The sequence below is a fragment of the Vibrio sp. 2433-A1 genome (genome assembly GCF_056726085.1).
Genome location: NZ_JBRESC010000005.1, coordinates 90,129 through 106,920 on the forward strand (window position 1 = coordinate 90,129; position 16,792 = coordinate 106,920).

20 protein-coding genes are annotated in these 16,792 nt (G+C 48.0%); all 20 read right to left on the reverse strand.

Annotated elements, in window-relative coordinates; all coding sequences use genetic code 11:
• On the reverse strand, window positions 1-1,701 hold the full coding sequence (locus tag ACU01J_RS06840) for a hypothetical protein (RefSeq protein WP_481084997.1): 1,701 nt from the start codon (window positions 1,699-1,701) through the stop codon (window positions 1-3).
• Window positions 1,694-3,712, reverse strand: coding sequence for a hypothetical protein (locus ACU01J_RS06845; protein WP_481084998.1), 2,019 nt, complete (start codon window positions 3,710-3,712; stop codon window positions 1,694-1,696). Before ACU01J_RS06845 ends, ACU01J_RS06840 begins: the two co-directional genes overlap by 8 nt.
• Entirely contained in the window at window positions 3,712-4,161 is a 450-nt protein-coding gene (locus ACU01J_RS06850; protein ID WP_481084999.1) for a hypothetical protein, read from the reverse strand. Before ACU01J_RS06850 ends, ACU01J_RS06845 begins: the two co-directional genes overlap by 1 nt.
• Window positions 4,161-4,640 (reverse strand): hypothetical protein, encoded by a 480-nt coding sequence (locus ACU01J_RS06855; RefSeq protein WP_481085000.1) that lies wholly within the window; start codon window positions 4,638-4,640, stop codon window positions 4,161-4,163. Before ACU01J_RS06855 ends, ACU01J_RS06850 begins: the two co-directional genes overlap by 1 nt.
• Window positions 4,641-4,697: 57 nt before the next feature.
• Window positions 4,698-5,690 (reverse strand): N4-gp56 family major capsid protein, encoded by a 993-nt coding sequence (locus ACU01J_RS06860; protein ID WP_481085001.1) that lies wholly within the window; start codon window positions 5,688-5,690, stop codon window positions 4,698-4,700.
• A 20-nt stretch (window positions 5,691-5,710) separates the two neighbouring features.
• Window positions 5,711-6,571: a hypothetical protein gene (locus ACU01J_RS06865; protein ID WP_481085002.1), complete on the reverse strand. Its 861-nt coding sequence runs from the start codon at window positions 6,569-6,571 to the stop codon at window positions 5,711-5,713.
• Window positions 6,572-6,677: 106 nt separating this feature from the next.
• On the reverse strand, window positions 6,678-6,866 hold the full coding sequence (locus ACU01J_RS06870) for a hypothetical protein (protein ID WP_481085003.1): 189 nt from the start codon (window positions 6,864-6,866) through the stop codon (window positions 6,678-6,680).
• Window positions 6,857-7,096, reverse strand: a complete 240-nt coding sequence (locus ACU01J_RS06875) for a hypothetical protein (protein WP_481085004.1) — start codon at window positions 7,094-7,096, stop codon at window positions 6,857-6,859. Before ACU01J_RS06875 ends, ACU01J_RS06870 begins: the two co-directional genes overlap by 10 nt.
• Entirely contained in the window at window positions 7,077-7,721 is a 645-nt protein-coding gene (locus ACU01J_RS06880) for a Gp49 family protein (RefSeq protein ID WP_481085005.1), read from the reverse strand. Before ACU01J_RS06880 ends, ACU01J_RS06875 begins: the two co-directional genes overlap by 20 nt.
• A gap of 111 nt (window positions 7,722-7,832) precedes the next feature.
• Complete coding sequence (locus tag ACU01J_RS06885; protein ID WP_481085006.1) at window positions 7,833-10,049, reverse strand: portal protein; 2,217 nt, start codon at window positions 10,047-10,049, stop codon at window positions 7,833-7,835.
• A 2-nt stretch (window positions 10,050-10,051) separates the two neighbouring features.
• Entirely contained in the window at window positions 10,052-11,530 is a 1,479-nt protein-coding gene (locus ACU01J_RS06890) for a TerL (RefSeq protein WP_481085007.1), read from the reverse strand.
• Window positions 11,531-11,740: 210 nt separating this feature from the next.
• Window positions 11,741-12,070 (reverse strand): hypothetical protein, encoded by a 330-nt coding sequence (locus ACU01J_RS06895; protein WP_481085008.1) that lies wholly within the window; start codon window positions 12,068-12,070, stop codon window positions 11,741-11,743.
• A gap of 5 nt (window positions 12,071-12,075) precedes the next feature.
• Window positions 12,076-12,828 (reverse strand): hypothetical protein, encoded by a 753-nt coding sequence (locus ACU01J_RS06900; RefSeq protein ID WP_481085009.1) that lies wholly within the window; start codon window positions 12,826-12,828, stop codon window positions 12,076-12,078.
• 227 nt (window positions 12,829-13,055) lie between these two features.
• Window positions 13,056-13,235 (reverse strand): hypothetical protein, encoded by a 180-nt coding sequence (locus ACU01J_RS06905; protein WP_481085010.1) that lies wholly within the window; start codon window positions 13,233-13,235, stop codon window positions 13,056-13,058.
• An 88-nt stretch (window positions 13,236-13,323) separates the two neighbouring features.
• A complete protein-coding gene (locus tag ACU01J_RS06910; protein WP_481085142.1) occupies window positions 13,324-13,608 on the reverse strand; it encodes a hypothetical protein in 285 nt (94 codons plus the stop codon).
• Window positions 13,609-13,618: 10 nt separating this feature from the next.
• Window positions 13,619-14,131: a glycoside hydrolase family 108 protein gene (locus tag ACU01J_RS06915; RefSeq protein ID WP_481085011.1), complete on the reverse strand. Its 513-nt coding sequence runs from the start codon at window positions 14,129-14,131 to the stop codon at window positions 13,619-13,621.
• A gap of 40 nt (window positions 14,132-14,171) precedes the next feature.
• Window positions 14,172-14,429: a hypothetical protein gene (locus ACU01J_RS06920; protein WP_481085012.1), complete on the reverse strand. Its 258-nt coding sequence runs from the start codon at window positions 14,427-14,429 to the stop codon at window positions 14,172-14,174.
• 84 nt (window positions 14,430-14,513) lie between these two features.
• The gene (locus ACU01J_RS06925; RefSeq protein ID WP_481085013.1) at window positions 14,514-15,257 is read right to left on the reverse strand and encodes a TIGR02642 family protein; all 744 of its coding nucleotides are present in this window, start codon (window positions 15,255-15,257) and stop codon (window positions 14,514-14,516) included.
• A complete protein-coding gene (locus ACU01J_RS06930; protein ID WP_481085136.1) occupies window positions 15,250-15,672 on the reverse strand; it encodes a VRR-NUC domain-containing protein in 423 nt (140 codons plus the stop codon). Before ACU01J_RS06930 ends, ACU01J_RS06925 begins: the two co-directional genes overlap by 8 nt.
• A 243-nt stretch (window positions 15,673-15,915) precedes the next feature.
• Window positions 15,916-16,770 (reverse strand): DHH family phosphoesterase, encoded by an 855-nt coding sequence (locus tag ACU01J_RS06935; protein WP_481085014.1) that lies wholly within the window; start codon window positions 16,768-16,770, stop codon window positions 15,916-15,918.
• Between the last annotated feature and the right edge of the window lie 22 nt (window positions 16,771-16,792).

The window sequence follows — 16,792 nt, forward strand, 5'->3', positions numbered from 1 at the left end:
TCATAACTTCACGCCATAAACTTTTTGAACAGCATCAGATGCCGCTACCCAACCATTGCCTGTTGATAATGTGCGCACCAGTGGGTCAGCGGTGTTTACCAGCCATCCGATACGGTTATTAGTAGCTCCTGATAACTGTGCCGCTAAGATTGAAATTGGGTCGTCCCAGTTAAAAGTCGTGTGAGTCTGTTTAATTCCGCCTTGTTGGGATTCAACGACGAGGTAATCAAAGTTTGATGCTGGTTGACTTAACGTAACGGCATGACCATCCATGTTCACAGTGCCAGACCATAACTCTACTATCCCACGCTTAACCACTCGCTGACTCTCGCCATTAACAGGACCAAGAGCAATTTTGTTATCCGGCGTGAGTTGAAGCGCTGCGGCTTGGTTACCCCCAAGCGTTAAGTGTGCGCCGGTGGGATATTCTGGCACGTCCCATTCTTGCGCAGGGTCTACAGCAATACGCACAGTGATTGAAGGATCACCATTCCAACCAGTTAATGAAATCGTGCCCCCGAAACCTGGCAACTGGCCCGATGGAAAATTGACAACCTTTGACACTCCATCAGAGACATCAACCAGCAGGTTCTGCCCTTTCTTGAGCGTGTATGGGTATTCGGTCACATCCGGTTTATCTGGTTTGGTTAAGCCGCCACCACCAATACTGCCCCATTCAGTTTGACCAACGATAATGCCTTCAAACTCATCAAGGTCTGTATTGGCTCGAATGTAGGCTTGGTTTGGTGTTAAGTCTGCGGGATCTGGTCTATCAGCGGTTGGTCCTGCAGGTAGGATAGTGGCGCCGGTTAAACTGGTTTTCGAGGTGGTCGTTGTTTCTGATAGGTTCGTAACAACCCAAGTCCCTTGCTCATAAACATAGCTTTTACCGCTAGTACTGTTGTAGTAAGTCGCACCCTCAATAAGCGGGTTACCATCATTATCGGTTGTCGGCGGCGTTGCATGACTGCCTAAATGTCTTTTTTGCAGCAGCGCATAAGTGGCGTTGGCTTCATCTTTCGCTGCAACGGTCGTGTTTTTATCTTGGCTAACTTGTTGCTGCCAGGTATCGACATCACCGTGCATTGAAGACACCGATTGATGCTTGCTTGTTACATCTTGATGTTTTGTGTTGATATCAGAGTGACGGTTAGCGATATCGTTTTGAATGGCAATCAAATCAGCCAGCACCGCATCGGGGACCATGCCCACATCCACCAGCACTTCATCACTGAGCGACAACGAATTGGTAAAGGTGATCGTCTTCGTTACTACATCGTAGTCAAACCCCACGGTTTGGTAGAGCCTAGCTCCATTCTTATGAACATAAGCAAGCGATTGAAACTGGGCAGGTAACACGATTTGTGTTTGTCCCTCTGACGCCACATAGCGAAGCGTTGTAAATCGACCATCGACTGGCCCCAAACCAGTCAGCGCATTCTCGACATTATCTAAGCGACCATCCTGCTCGGTGTTCTTTTCTTTTTCGGCAGTGACTTGCGCGTGGGTCGCCGGCTCACTCGGATTAGTCGGCGTAACAATCGTGAACGCCGTTAGGAATCCTTTCGTTCCGTCTTGGCGAGGTTGTGGCAGCTTTTCAAAAGCACTCTGAACAGCGTCTAACTCGTTGCGCACATCATCAGATCGTGCGGTAGTAAACGGCTCTAACTCGGCTTTACGTTCGTAGTAATCGTTAGACACGGTACTTTCTCCTTGGAATATAAGAGAGCGTGTAACCGTCTAGTTTGAAGTTCTTTTCATAGTCACTTCGACCAGACAGCAGAATAGAAATGTTTTTAGAATGGCCGTTGAGATAGACCGTTGGCGTCACATAGTCGGGGCTAGACCAGAAGAAGTTATCCCAAAGGGCTTCATCCCATCGACCGCCGCCACCAAATACGCCTTGAATTTCACTGCGAGATTGCGCGTGCTCCATCGAGCCGTAATCAAGCGAGTGAATGAACTTGAGATTGAGCGATCCTTCAGACGACATTTGCAGCTCGAATGAATCCCAAGACTTCACCGTATTAGGGCTACCCGTATGCGTGTAGGCTAAGCGCAGCACCCAATAAATCTCGTTGCCTGCAAAAGAACAAATCTTGTCGTTCTGACGGTAAATATGCCCATCATCAAACGCGAGGTAAGTATGCTCTTTGGTATCCCATACGCCCTCTAGCGCTTTGGGGTAAGAGAAGAACGCTGCTCGGTTCTTTCCCTCAGAAAGCAGTTGAACAATAAAGTGACGGGATAACCCGCGCTGATAAAAGCGGATCTGGTTATGCTCTTTCTTGTGAGAGTGAGCAAAGAAATTCGTGTGGCGAGGATGGAATGCATCATCACCCAGTAAAGCATTGGCGTGGATCTCATTGGCAATGAAATCGCCAAACGCTTCGGTTTGGGTTACGTCAATAAAGCCGTTGTTACTATGGGCGATCGGCTTGAAGGTACTGGTTAGCGTACCAGCAGTAATCCCTACCTTTGACAGCTGCGCCGCTACCCAATCTTGACGAGTAGCACCACTGAGTACATGCAGGCTGTTCTCACACCCTATCAGCAGGTAACCACCAGGCATGGATTGCAATGCCGTGATCTCATCGCCTGTACCGAACTGCTCAGCCCCTAAGAGAATTTCCCAGTTTAACGGTTCACCCACGGCGCAATGCCCGTATTGACCACCTTGAAACGCAACAAACAAATGATTGCGATGCACTTCTATCGCGGTAATGGTGCGCGTGTCATAAACAGGAATCGGAATGATCACCCCGTTAGGCCGAACTTCAACCAAGGAATCCCCGTTAGTGCCATAAGCATAACGAGTCGCACTGCCTGCGTAGAAGTTGTGATACTCAAAGGTCCAAACTTTTCCTGCCGAATACGTTGCCTTGATCATCGATCCAGCGGTCGCGGCTTTAACGCCACCATCGATCGAGACATTCACATCAGCATTCGTGGTGACTGGTTGGTCAACGTACATGATGCCCGTTTGACCATCGGCAGCGAAGGTCGCGGCGTACAGGTTCACCACCACCCCACCCACATCAATGCTGGCACCTTCCACGAACGCATCAGGGTCTGTTACGGCTTTAAGCGTGACTTCGTACACATCCGGGACAGCGGTCCAAGTATGGTCGGCATTTCCCATGGAGATCGCGAGCTCGCCGCCGTTATCTCGAAACGCAATCAGTTGGCCAGCGAGATCCACCACGCCACGAAGGACACCATCACCAATGGGTTTGGCGACCTTGCCAAACATCAGTTTGTGCGCGGCTGCAAGGATTTGAGCTTGCTCTTGAGCATTACTACCAAATCCAAACGTAGTGATATAGCTAAGAGGCTGAGTGACAGGGCTACCCATTGGCGGGGTTATTGTGACAACATCGTCTTTCACGCCTGTGAGCTTTACCGCCACGACTTGCAGCGACAAATTAGGCTCATCGATATCAGAAATGGTACCGACTAAGCCATTCAACTCGAGCGTACCGCCTACCCAAGCCGCATCAACGACAGGCAGAATAACGCGATAGTAGATATGATCACTCGGCGCTGGCGCTCCATCGACAGGTTCGTAACCTTCGATACGGCCAAAGCCACCGCCCCACAATGGCTGAACATTGTCAGCAGTAATAGCATGACTTGGCGCTTTCGCGATGGGCGGTGTTACAAGGTCAACAGTACCCTGCAACGCTACGTGTTGCGTTCTTGGTTGTGGCATTACGGCAATGGACTCACAGGCACAGGTTCAGACGGTTTACCCCAATCAGCACCAATGTATCGATTCGCCATTTTCGCCATTATGGTCGCGTAGCCTTCGTCTGCTATAGCGCGCAACTCAGGCGCATTGAGAGACAATGATTGTTTCTTCATAGCCTGGTAAACGATGATCATCTGGTATTGTTCGGGAATGTAGGGGGTATCAAGCTGCTCGGTAAGAACTTGGGGATCGTGACGGTTGTAAAACGTATCTGCGTCAGCGGGATCGGCTTTCGGCTTCATACCAAAAAACTCGCTATCCCAGTTGTCATCTTGGATCTCTATCCAAGCTTCACGAATCGCATTGACGATTTTGCCGTATCGTCCGGTTTGGTTAATGACAGCGGTTAGACCCGTACCGCTGTCATTCATCTCACCGTGCAGTCGATTACACAGCTGAAGGTAGTTCATTAGGCTTCCATCACACCAAAGCAGCGACGAACAATCGGCGAGATAGAACCATCTTTCTCTTGCTTGTAAGTCGTTTGCTTCACGCCTTTGATGTGCTCAATCATTGGCTCTGGCAGGTCGATTTCTTCATCAAACTTCACCAAGATTTTGTACTCGTTGATCTGGAAGTACTCTTGAGGTGAATCCGTCAGCGAGTTTTGCACGATGACCTTACGGCGTGGATAAGCAGAGATAGGCTTGTACACCGGCTCTTTCTCTTCGGTTTGCGCGGGTACGATTGGGTCTTGAGGCTTTAATCGCTCGGGCAGTAGGCTCATCGGGCGCTCATAGCCGTTGTTTTCTTCGAACGCCAAGATAGCGTCTTGCAGGTCGTTAATGGTTGCCGTGTCAGCGGGCTCAATGCCGCAGACGTCTTTTAAGTGCGTAACGAGAGGGTCTTTACGTTTAACGTCCAAGTTAATGTAATCGTAGTTGGCCATAATCAGTTTCTCTTATTCAAAAAAAAAGCCCCTCGCGAGAGGGGCAATTACAAGGAATTACAGCTGAGTCGCTGCAACCTCAATTCGCATGAGCCATGCTTGGTTCAAGATGACGCCAGCAAACCACATAATCCAACCGACCGAACCATTTTGACCTAGCTCGTCGCCATGCTCAGGTTTGCCCGGGTTGCGCACTTTGATTTCGTGCGACTGCTTGCCTTTTAGTGGGCAAACACCATAAGCGTCTTCACCAAACACAACGATCGGGTAAACGTCTGCGTTGGTACCGCTAGTGGAGATCACCGTACCACCCGCTGCGCCGCCCGCATCTTCGATTGGCTCTAGAAGAGGCGTGGTAATAAAGCGCACGTTCTCAACGCTACCAAACTCTTCTGGGACGATCGGGCTACGAGAGCCGTACGCCGCCACTGGCGTAAAGCCTTCAAGGTCGCGAATATCCGCTTCGAGGTCGGTATGACAAACCGCGATGTACGCCGCTTCCACTGGCTTAGTGGCGTAATCTGCCGAACCTGACAGAATACGGGTCTTCTTCTTCGCACGGTTACCAGACAGAGAACGTACTGCTTGGCGAAGTTTGACCAGTGAAATTTTGGTGTTCACCTGGTTACGAGCCGTGCCGTTAGCAAAGACAACCGCCGTACCACCAGACACAACGCCCCAAAGAACAAGCTCGGCTGTTTCAGCGGCCTGTTGGCCACACAGCTGAGTCATCTTCTGAAGGATCGGGTCTTCGTGTGTGTCTTGGATAACATCGGTAATGCCGGTCCAATCACCGTATTGCTTTAGATCCACTTCCACATCTTCGATTGCAAGCTTTTGACCTGCAGGACGAACACCTTCAGCAAGTGGCGTGGTCGCTGGCGGGAATGGGACCGCTCGACGGAACTTAGCCTTTTGGCCTTTGTTCTTTGGCACTGGCTCAGTTTGGCCAAGCTTGGAAAGAACTTGGATTACGTCAGCGTGAACCAAGAATTGCGCCTTTGCGTAGAGGCCTACACGCGGGCTGATATCACCGTATTTGGTAGACATAGAATCACCTCAAGAATGAATTAACTATGTCCGAAGTCCTTTTGGACCTGCTTAGAGATGGATGCCCACATCGCATCTTCATCATCTATATCAGCATTGTCTTTGGGTACTGCAGTGCGGCCAGCTGCCGTATTGAGAGAGCGCTTTTGCTTCTCTCGGCGAGACTGGACCTCACGCCCGGGACTCGGACTGGATTTGAACTGGTTGAGCAGGTAAATGGCGTCTTGTGGGTCATCGGAATCGAATAGCCCTTGCACACCTGCAGGTTGAGATTCGAGCCAAGAGTTAAAACGAGGGTCTTGCAGTACCTGGTAAGCGTCCGGATGCGCTTGTTCAACTGCCGATTCAGCAGCTAACTGCGCTTCTTGTTGGAGGCTTTCCAGTTCCCCGTTAACAATGCTCTGCATTGGATCAAGCGCGGCTTTAATCGACTGATTCGTTCGCTCAGTACTCTTTGCCATGCTCTTTTCAAGCTCTTCCGCAAGCTCTGGAAAGTTCTCGCGAAATTCCTCGTCGAGAAAACCTTGCGGGTTCTCGGCTAGGCTTTGCGTAACTTGTTCAAGCTTTTGTTGAGCTTCTTCCCAACGCTTTTGCGCGGCCTTAGTGCGTCCCTTTTCTGAATTAAGGGAATGCTCCAAACGCGCATTTTTGGCTTTTAGCTTCTCAAGCTCATCAGGCTCCTGTTCGTCCGAACTAGTCGCTTCGTCGTCATCCTCTTGGCCGAGAGGGTCCAACTCGCTTTCATCTGGGTTATCAAGGTCGTCCTGTGGCTCATCCACTTTTTCGCCAGTTAATTCACCCGTCATTTCAGAGACTGCGGTTTTGAAAACGGCATCTTCATCAATGTCTAGGTGATCTTGGTTGTTATCTTCGACTTTCATCGAATGTCTCCTTGCGGCATTTCTGCGGCGTGGGTAAGGCGGCATTGCTGCGGCCAGAAACGAAAAAACCCCGCCGATTGGCAGGGTTTCAGTGTTGGTTTCGCGCTTATTGCTGAAGCGGTTTGTCTAACTTGTCGATGAGCTCTTTGACTTGCTCAAGCTCCAAGTAGCGACCTCTTAGCAGTGCGGTTTGAGTCTCGTCTTGTAGTGGATAAACCAATTGGTTTTTGACTTGCTCCATTCGCTCATCGACATACTTCGAGACTTGATTTCGTGCTAAGGCGTCTAATTGCATACATAAGCCTGTAAGCTCTCAGTGCCTTTGTGCTTTAAGTTGACGCACATAGCAGCGGCCTTTAGTCGGCCATTAAAGAAGGTATCGACGCGCTGGCGCACATCGGAATAATTTTTGAAAGGGTTGCACGCGATCAGCAAAGCGTACTCGCCAAAGCGATCGTAAAGGTCAGCTTGGACCATGGTAGCAACGAGAGTCTGGTTTGGCTCTTTAGGTGATGTTACGTTCATTGAACACCTCTTCGCTGCAGTGATACGTGTCTTCGCTATTGAGGAAAACAACGTAGTCGCCCGCTTTGATCTCATCGAACGGGCAATGGAAAGCAAAGCTAAGCGTAAAGCACTTGTCGATCACTAGGTTTGCTTTCTTCGTCGACTGATTCATCGATAAGTGCTGAACATCTTGTTCAGTCAACTGGTAAGCCAAGCGCTCGGTTGGCTTTCCGGTGAATACCTTAAAATGCTTGTTCACTACCTCAGGAAAGTGAACGTGCTCTGAGCGTTCGATAGATTTAGGTGCGCTTACTACTTCCGCGCCTTGGCTCATTTTACGATAGGCTTCCAGTTTGTAGATCTCGTCAAACGAGTTATCAAAACTAACCTTTCGACCAATCTCATCGCGCCTATTGCTCGGGTCGATACAAGTCGCTGGCTTACCGACAACAACAAACCCGCCTAGCATGCGAATGCCGCAGTACATGAACTTATTGCCCGCGATAGTCACGGTTTCAAACTCGATACATTCAATTCGTTCAACGATATCTTTTGGTTTAACCGAGTCGCCAGTACAACCTAATGACTCCATCATTTTCTGAATGTCTGTGTTTGGTGTGAGGCCTTCCATTTGGTCACGCATTGGTCATTACCTTTCTTTCGGAAACAAAAAAGCCCAACCGGTTAGGGCTGGGCTTAGGGGATACTTTTGCATCATTGGAAATTATCGCGCAACTGCTCTGTAAGTCAATGCTTAGTTAAGCCCGAAATTGCCTTCTTTCCCGAGAGTAAACTTCAGCTCGTACTCAGCGAGAAACTTCTGCATATCGTGATCTTGTGTTGCTCGTAGCTTGCGGAGCTCTGTCACCAGTCGCTCAGTGTTCCACTTGTCATTTTGAGCTAGGCGCATCATTTCCACTTCTTTTTGTTGTGCCAGCTTCATTTGCTCGCTTTGGTAGCGGAACAATGCTTGCTGCCTGCGAATCTCTTGCTCGGCCAGTTTGCCTTCGGCTTTCATGTGCTCAACCTGGCGAGTCGTGTCGGCTTTGAACTGCTCTAGCTGCATCTGGTGCTCATGCTTCATCTGAGTTAGCTGAACATCCATTTGGGCCTTAATCAGTGCTGGGTCTTGCGGCTGGTTCTTCGCATCTTCCTGTTGCTGCTTGATGATCTGATCGTATTCTGCTTTCGGCTTGAGCATGGCCTGTACGCCAAGACTCATCGACTTAACCAATGACTCTAGGCCGTTGTACCAATCAAACGCTGGCGCTAAGTGTGGATGTGCAGAGAAGCGGTCGAACATTTCAATGATCTGCGCGGTTTGCATTTCTTTAACCAGTAGTGCCGAGGTACCGCGAGCCGTACAATTCATATCACCTTTGATGTCGTTGCGTGGGTTGAACTGCATGTTCCAAACATAGAAGCGGGTCACCAGTGGTTTCGTCACGGCATCATCAAACTCTTTCACCTGGCGACGACGAACCGCATTAGCGGCATTCATCAACATACTCATGCCGCCAAGGGTTGGCGTAACCTGCCCTTGTTCGCCTTGGGAGATCATCGGTAGCCCTGACTCCTCATCCATGAACGTTTTGGCTAGAGCGATCACATTCTGGTATTCCGCTTGACGCGATTGCATTGAGAACACACCAAAGGCTTTTTGCGCTTCAAACTGTGCGGTCGCATTATTGCTGTTCTTGGTGTACCAAATCTTTCGTGGAGAGAACTTATACTTACCATCAGCTGGCTCAAGCGCCGCCTTGTTAACCACTATCTGATCGCCAATTGTGGTTACGCCATTGTCGAGCATGGCACGCCAAGCTGAGTTCATTACATCTTGGGTATCTTTGATTAAGTGCGGGATACCGAAACCGAACAGACCAGTCACATCGGGCTCAGCACAGTAAACTGAGTAAGGGTTGTCCTCAGTATCGAATGGGTTGAGGTTCACATCGATGATGACACCGTTACCCGACATTTGGATCACGCCCTGCACTTCGCCGTGTTCGCCTAAATCGTCCTCGTCTTCATCAATCAGCCCCGCTTCAATCAATACGCGATTTGGCACTGGACCGTGATAGGTCCAAATCTCATAGCGGTTATCTTTGTATGTCGGCTGCAATCCGCTCAGTTGTCTGATCTGGTTAACGTAGCCAAGTACATCGCCATTCACTGCATGGGTTTCTTTCGGGTCGGTCTTAATCAGCTTTTTGACACCATCAATGATCTTGTTCTTGTCTTTAAGCATCTTCATCAGAGAACGCTTATTGAGGTACTCACGCTCAAACGTGTGCTGACAGTCTTCAATACAAGTGGCTGACATATCGGGTACAAAGTCCCAAGGGTAGACATTCTTAGCAGCTGGCTTTTCTTCGTGAGAGATCTCTGCAGCCCAAACGCCCTCTTCAACTTCGCTCCAAGTTGAAGACTTTCTCACTTCCATAACAGGCGCACGAACAATGCCGGTGCCTAACACGCCCGCATAATGCAGCATCCAGCGAGCTTCGCCAGCGTAATCACACTCTTCTAGCTGGTCATCAATCTGTGATTCCATGCCACGAGCTCGAGCAATGGCTTCGTCCATTTTTTCCTTGGCCAGCATAGCCGCATCGCTTTGCTGATCAGGATCTTGCTCTAGAATCTTCTCAAGTTGAGGGACCGGAGTTGGTTGAATGCCGTAGTTCTTGTCGTCGGCAGGAAACAACATATCGGTCATTTGCGCTACCCAAGCGTCCGTTTTGCTTCGGGTATAGCCGATAAACACCTGGCTACGTTCTTGCTCTTTGGCGTCCTCGTAGAACTGGTCTTCATACTTACCCATATAGCGGCGCATATCATCAACCCAACGCTGCTCGATAGGACTACGCTCTTGTAGTTCATCGCGTAAAGTGGCCAGTAGCTCTTGCCCGAAGTTTTGAATAGGCGTGAGTACGTCCACATCGTCTTGATGTGTTTCTGGTGTGTCTTGCATTATTAGTACCCTGCGTTAGCGTTGAGAGTTTTGTAGGCTTGAGTAGCTTCGAGAATGATTTCTTCGCGGCGATTCGAAGGCAGCGCACCGAGACAGACGTACTGGAAAGCATCAGACAAGTGCGAGTATTGGTTCTTATCTGGCTTGTCTGAGTACTTCTCTTGCCCCGACACGTTGAGTCGTTTGTATTGGTAGCCCGTTTCCATTGCCTTGATGAGAACTCGACAATGTGGGCTGATAGTAATCGCCGGCTGACCGCGATACAGCTGGTGTAAAAAGTAACGAACCGCCTCGAGTCGGGCGGTTACGTTGTTGGTTGCGGCTGGTTCGGCTTGCAGGCCTTCTTCTTCGAGAATCCCAAAACAGGTCTTCTCATCGTTCTGGTCTTTGGCCACGCCTGCCGGGTCACCAAAGAACTCGATATCACAGCCCTGGTATTTCTGCGCTATGAGTGGGTTTAGCTGCTCTTTGATAAAGCGCCTGATCCCCATCCCTTCCGATATCACCTCATCGATGACGCGAATCTGGCCAATAGGTGAGATCTGAATGAATGCAGCGGAAGGGGTTAAACCGAAGTCGAGGCCAACCAGTGTTGTCCAGCCTTTTACTGGCAACAGTTTGGTTTTGCTTACGTGGAAGTCACGGTTGAACGAATCACCGAATACCGGCTTACCATCGGCAACTACCGCGAACTTGTTACACATCCTTGAACGAATCCAGTTCAGTGTCTGGCCTTGTACTTTCTCAAGCCAATAGCCATGTTTGTTCTTGTGGTTGTCTGCGTTTTCCGCTTCTGGATTGGCAACGAACGTCTTGCCGAGGTAGTCAATCACATTGCCCGCATCAATCATGTTGCGGATCTCAGGTGATAACGCTTCTTTTGGTGTGCCGGTGATTTCTATCAAACCGCCAGGTTGTTCAACAAAGGTCCAGTTGTCCGGGCAAAGTGGCTGCTTTGTCTCTTCATCGACGCCCTTCTCCATTTCGTACCACCAGTGATCATCATCTGGTGAGTTGGTATCCATGATCATGCCGTACCATGTAGGACCACCATCGCGCATAGATGGATAACGACCTGCACGCGATAGCGCTTCGAGTACGACTGAACGGGGAAGAAACTGCGCTTCGTTAATCCATACGCCCGTACATTCCAGCGACATTAGCTTGGATATGTCTTTCGGCTTATCGAGAGACAGGAAGAAGAACTCTGCTTCTATCTTGGTTTTTCCGTCTGGATGTTTCTGTTTCCACATCCCACGGATTGGCGAGTCATAGACGATCGGGCAGATAGACTGCGGTATCCAGTCTTGAAAGGTTTTGATAACCGTACCTTTCAGCTCTGGGTAGGTGTTACGGATACATACCCATCGCGTCTTGCGCACACCATCAGCATTCGGCTCCTGCTCCATGCTGATTTTCTTCATGTGCATCACACAACCTACCGACTTACCCGAGCCGATCGGACCACGTATCGCGGTCACTAAAGGTCGTATCTTGTGTACCACCTTCTTAAAAGACGGTGACGCCTTGTATCGAATGTGCACTTACAGCAACCCCAACCACTGCATTAGCCAAAGCGAACGAGGCTCACCGAGTAGCGCCATGATGTAATTCACGCCAAACGACAACAACGCCGTGAACAAAACGATAACTAGCTTTTCCATGGGCATAAAAAAACCGCCTGGTGGCGGTTAGTAATTTTCCATTCGGCTTGATAGCCCAACTTGATAGGCTTCGATGTTGGTCCAGCTGGGAACATAGATGCGACCGTTCAGCCTCATTATCCTTTTCCAACAAATAAACAAGCAGCGGTCACGCTTTGGTTTGTCTTCATAAATGATGTGCTTGAAGTTCATTGCCATAATTTTGTCTGGCTTGGCGTGGTTAATCCAAACAAACAGATTTTTATACTTTTCGAAATCGTTCGTTAGTAGCTTAAACAGGGTGTAGTTACACACAATGCCAATCGGACCACCATCATTTATGCATCGAGTAATTTGTTCGCGAAGTGCTATGGTCATAACCTTTACCAATCAATCTCGTAAACGACTTTATCGTCATCACCGTTGTTCTTACGCATATCGATGATCACGCCCTTCTCTTCAACTTGTTTTCTGATTAGTTTGATTTGCTCAAGGTCTTTATCTGCTGATGAGTTCAGCTTCTTCATCTTGAGTCTGAGTAAGACACTCTTTTCACTAATGTCGTGGATAGTGTGAGTGAGGGATTCAATACGTTGGATAGCCCAGTCGAGCTTGCCTTCCATCTTTATGTACTGGTCATACAGTTGAACACGCTGATCAATGCTCTCTGCATTCTCAATATCGTTGGCGATTATCTTTAGCGCTTTCATCGAGCGAACGGCCCGAACGCGCATCAATCCAAGTTCAGCATCGAGCTCAACTCTATGACTCTTTTCGAGGACAGCGATATCGTCCTCATCCATAAACTCAGCGTAGAACCCGTGAGTCTTTTGGTTGGTGTTTCCGAGCATGCCGGCAGAGAGTTCCTGCGAAAACTCTCGCGCTTCACGGATCACCTTGTCGCAGTTTGAAACCCCTTGATTCTCATCGGCTTTCTCAACTTCCTGCGTATTTTTAGTGCGACCATCTGCGACACCTTCGGGCGCTGGTGGCCGTTTGATGTAACGCTTCGCACTGTTGGGGTTGATTCCGTTCTTCTCACACCATCTTTTAACTGTGATTCCAGTCTTTAAATGTTCTTTCTGAAAAGCTCGGTTTAGCGCGGGCCAGTTTTTTTCTTGTTTTGGTTTAGCCATAACATCTGACGATCACTCTTTACGCCACTCGCGCCACGCCCAATAAATAGCAGCGATAATCGCGAGTGTAGTAATCATTTCAACAACTCAATGCGTTAAATGATGTGGATATTGCTTGCTAGTAACTTAGCTGCAGCAGCTGCTACGCCCAAAATGACGAACACGTACCAGTAATTAGCTAAGAAAGCGAACAAGAGGAATGAGAGTTTCATCGTAAAGATCTCCAACTAAAGGGCTTCAATATCAGCCCTGAACTCTGCTAAACGACGAGCACTGGTGGCATCTAGACAGATACCACCATCACTCAGCGTGATCACGTTTAGATTTGTTGGCCAAGTCGGAGAAGGATTGCTCACTGTGCTGCACGCTCCCACCATTAGAGATAGTGTTAGCACTATCATCGGCATAAGAACGTTTCTTTTCACGGTTAATAGCATTGGTGATCCCCTCCAACAATCGGCGAACAAATACAACTAAGCCCCAATCCATAAACGGCTACTTAGGGGCGGGCATGTTTTGCGAATGGCGATAGTTACCAGCAGCGAGATTCCAGAACAAACGAATCCACCATGGCCACCGCTTTTTGAACTCTTCACTGATCTGCGCATCCACCTGAGACACAACACCAATCAAACCAGCAGCAACACCAAGGGACTTGTAAACCCAAGCGGGGATCTCTGGGTCTACTGGCGAACCTGTAGCCGCCCATGCGATGACAGGTAATGCAAACAACAATAAACCACCAACCCAGTTAAAGATAAAAGAAATCACTTTCTTCATAGAACACCTCTTAATTGTCTTCAGCTGCAAACTGCAGCACTTGTGAGATACGGCGCATCCAACCACGACCATATTCATTGAACGTAGAAATGCGCGTATAGAAGTCGATACGCTTAGCAATAAAGCGCATCAACAGATCATTGAGTTCTAGATTGCGAGTTGCTTCGAGCGTCTTAGGTCCAATCACACCGTCAGCATTAACACCTACTGCACGCTGGAGCATTCTCGCCGCTCGAGGAAATCCGTGTTGCACAGCAGCATCAAACAATTGGTACTGCATAGCTGGACGAAAGCGGTCCATGCCCAAGGCAATAAACCAATCTTCAAAGTAAATGGCGCGGATTTGCTCTTCTGTAAGATTGCGGATATCTAGATGGGGATATGTCATTGCAGAGATGCCACAGTTAGTGCCTTTTAGTTCACCAACACCAACTTTTCCACTGGTCCAGTTACCTCTGTCTTTGGGATCGCATTGAAACTTACCTTCGTGTAGCACTACACGGTCGAAAGACTTATCAAACATTTTTCTTCTCGCAATAAAAAAGCCGCCTATTGGCGACTTGTTAGTTAAGGTCTAGCTTCTTGAGAATATGACTTTGGTTAGTCGTGTTTTGTACTATCTGCCGGTTAAGGGTTCTTTGTTCTGAAATGAAAGTATCAAACTTCTTCATAAACTCTTCATTCTTCTGCTTCGACTCAAGCTCTATACGAGCGATGTCCTTCGTATTGTCTTCCACTCGGTTATCGAGAGCACCGTAACCAAAAGCTAATGTTCCTAAAATTAGCGCCGCTTGAAGCGCACTTTGAATATTTACCTGCATACTGACCCCAAAACGAAAAAACCCCGCCGTATGGCAGGGTTAGTTATTCTATTATTGGGAATTATCGCACAGCTTCAGTGCTTGTCAATCTGCTCGCTCTCGTCTGGCGCGAGCTTTCATTGCCTGAAGAGCCAAAGCTTTATGTACGTTTAGATCGCTAATCACAGCGTCAATCTTAAGCGCATCATCATTGCTGAGTGATACATTTAAATTAGATAGATGAATCTTCCAGTCTTGACGACTGTTATTGAAATGTCCATCACCATTGCAGGATTTACATGGCCCTTCGCTTCCATGACCAGTTCCACCACAGCGAGGGCAATTACAAGAAAGACGCGAATACTTATCGGCGTACTCATCAAGTGACACTCTTTCTTTCTCTATATCACGCTCATGCTGCTCAATCATTGCCTGGTGACGACCTGTTCGAGAAAGTGACTTGATAGCCCTTTTCCATGAATCGATCAGTCTTCGACTTCTGTTTGCTCTGGGTCCGTAACGTTTTAATAAAGATTTGATCCGAGCTTGGTTCTTTCCAAGTGGTAAAAAACACAATTCTGCATAGGCTACGGATGCCAACGCTTCGGCTTTACTGTCTGAACCAAACGAATCAAATAAGTGACGTTGCAACTTCTCCACATATTGCGACTCGCCAAATTCGGTCGCCATAATAATAGCTAAACCTAATGGACTTTTTTTACCCGCGACACATATTGCCGAATACAGTTCTTGCTTATCAAGTGAGCTTTTAGAGCGATTAAAATTAGAACTCATATTTACTGACTTCGGTTTGCTTAGCTTTTCTAATAGCTCTACAACATTACTCATCTTTCCCTATCCTCAGGTAATCAACAATGACTTGTGTTGCTTCTTCAAATCCATAACAGACAACGGCCAAATAACCTTGCAGATTTAGTCGTTCAATCCATTCCTTTTGCTCTTTAGATACTGACGATGAAAAGCCCTTAGGTGATTTCATTTCAATTCTTAAGCCGTGATACCCACCAGCAGCAATATCAACAATCAGATCGGGATAGCCTTTGCTACCGCCTAGCTTCTTAAAATCACTCTGAGCCTTACCTCCACGCTTACCCTCATTTGGTACGTGTGTAATAAGCTCACCGAGTTTCACTCCTTGATAAGAAACCAGCCAAGACCAATCAATTAAAGCGGCCTGTTCTGCAGACTCAATTTCTCTTGGTTTTTTCTTGGTTGATCTTCTAAGTAAACTCAGCTCTTGCATAATCTTCACAGTTAATGACCTTAAGAACACTTTAAAATTCTCGAACGAGACGAGCACTATAACAAAAAACCCGCACAATGGCGGGCATGGCTAAAACTACTTATTGACTCGTTCGTAGTGGACCAAACACTTTTCACCCTTATAAATGGTTACTGAGTGAAACTTCCCTGTATATTTAGCTAACTCTTGCATGAAAGTCAGTAGACCTAGCTCATTGGCAAACTTAGCTGTTAGGTTTCGCGTTCACTCAGTGGGCGTCAAGTAAACCTCATGTACGCGATCTAAAGGCAGTTTAAAACCAGCTGCATTCTTGTGGCCACCTCCACCAAACATAGCGGCAATCTCAGATACATCAGCGCCATGCTCTTTGTTTGAGCGTAAGCTGTACTTGCGGCTTTCTTGAGTGTCGTAGTAAGTCACAGAGAAAGGCGCATTGAGAGCCATGGTATGACCAGCATCGGAAGCGAACATGTAGTTACAGTTCAGGACTGGAATGTTTTCATGCCCTGCAAATGGATGGTATTGAACTAGGTATTCCACCAGCCCTGCTACATTTTTCTGGTGGGCACGGTCAATTGCTACACCTTCTTTGTAAAGCTCTATTGTTGGCTGCACCATTAGTTCATCCCACACATCGAAGGTCATTGGGTAAGAATAGAGTGCCGCTTGAATTTCTCGCGTACCAGGCATTTCATACTTCCAAAGGTCGCGATCTTGTATGTGCTCAATCAACAACGGGATAGGCTTGTCAGGGTTGAACCATTCCCAAGCCAAAACAGCACCCGATTTGTTCATATCGAATAGACCTTGAATCACTCCCGACTCTAACAGGGGCTTTAACTCTGCTTCGGCGGTCTTATGATGATCAAGCACTAGAATGCTATTTGCCTCTTTTGCCAGCTGTTCCATCACATCACGCTTGTAGCTAAAATCGACAATGATAACGTCCTTGCCCTCTACATCTGGAAGCTCACCTTGATAGGTAGCACTAACAAATTCTATTTCATGCGATATACCTAAAGCATGGTGGACACTCCAAGCGGCGCCCATACCGTCACAACAGTTAGCATGATAAATACACATTAATTTTTTGGTCATAACCTTTTCACTGTTCATTGAG

Bases quoted from the DNA above. Each gene is read 5' to 3' on its own strand.
- ACU01J_RS06845 (WP_481084998.1), bottom strand. From the start codon at position 3,712: ATGCCACAACCAAGAACGCAACACGTAGCGTTGCAGGGTACTGTTGAC.
- ACU01J_RS06850 (WP_481084999.1), bottom strand. From the start codon at position 4,161: ATGAACTACCTTCAGCTGTGTAATCGACTGCACGGTGAGATGAATGAC.
- ACU01J_RS06855 (WP_481085000.1), bottom strand. From the start codon at position 4,640: ATGGCCAACTACGATTACATTAACTTGGACGTTAAACGTAAAGACCCT.
- ACU01J_RS06860 (WP_481085001.1), bottom strand. From the start codon at position 5,690: ATGTCTACCAAATACGGTGATATCAGCCCGCGTGTAGGCCTCTACGCA.
- ACU01J_RS06865 (WP_481085002.1), bottom strand. From the start codon at position 6,571: ATGAAAGTCGAAGATAACAACCAAGATCACCTAGACATTGATGAAGAT.
- ACU01J_RS06870 (WP_481085003.1), bottom strand. From the start codon at position 6,866: ATGCAATTAGACGCCTTAGCACGAAATCAAGTCTCGAAGTATGTCGAT.
- ACU01J_RS06875 (WP_481085004.1), bottom strand. From the start codon at position 7,096: ATGAACGTAACATCACCTAAAGAGCCAAACCAGACTCTCGTTGCTACC.
- ACU01J_RS06880 (WP_481085005.1), bottom strand. From the start codon at position 7,721: ATGCGTGACCAAATGGAAGGCCTCACACCAAACACAGACATTCAGAAA.
- ACU01J_RS06885 (WP_481085006.1), bottom strand. From the start codon at position 10,049: ATGCAAGACACACCAGAAACACATCAAGACGATGTGGACGTACTCACG.
- ACU01J_RS06895 (WP_481085008.1), bottom strand. From the start codon at position 12,070: ATGACCATAGCACTTCGCGAACAAATTACTCGATGCATAAATGATGGT.
- ACU01J_RS06900 (WP_481085009.1), bottom strand. From the start codon at position 12,828: ATGGCTAAACCAAAACAAGAAAAAAACTGGCCCGCGCTAAACCGAGCT.
- ACU01J_RS06905 (WP_481085010.1), bottom strand. From the start codon at position 13,235: ATGCCGATGATAGTGCTAACACTATCTCTAATGGTGGGAGCGTGCAGC.
- ACU01J_RS06910 (WP_481085142.1), bottom strand. From the start codon at position 13,608: ATGAAGAAAGTGATTTCTTTTATCTTTAACTGGGTTGGTGGTTTATTG.
- ACU01J_RS06915 (WP_481085011.1), bottom strand. From the start codon at position 14,131: ATGTTTGATAAGTCTTTCGACCGTGTAGTGCTACACGAAGGTAAGTTT.
- ACU01J_RS06920 (WP_481085012.1), bottom strand. From the start codon at position 14,429: ATGCAGGTAAATATTCAAAGTGCGCTTCAAGCGGCGCTAATTTTAGGA.
- ACU01J_RS06925 (WP_481085013.1), bottom strand. From the start codon at position 15,257: ATGAGTAATGTTGTAGAGCTATTAGAAAAGCTAAGCAAACCGAAGTCA.
- ACU01J_RS06930 (WP_481085136.1), bottom strand. From the start codon at position 15,672: ATGCAAGAGCTGAGTTTACTTAGAAGATCAACCAAGAAAAAACCAAGA.
- ACU01J_RS06935 (WP_481085014.1), bottom strand. From the start codon at position 16,770: ATGACCAAAAAATTAATGTGTATTTATCATGCTAACTGTTGTGACGGT.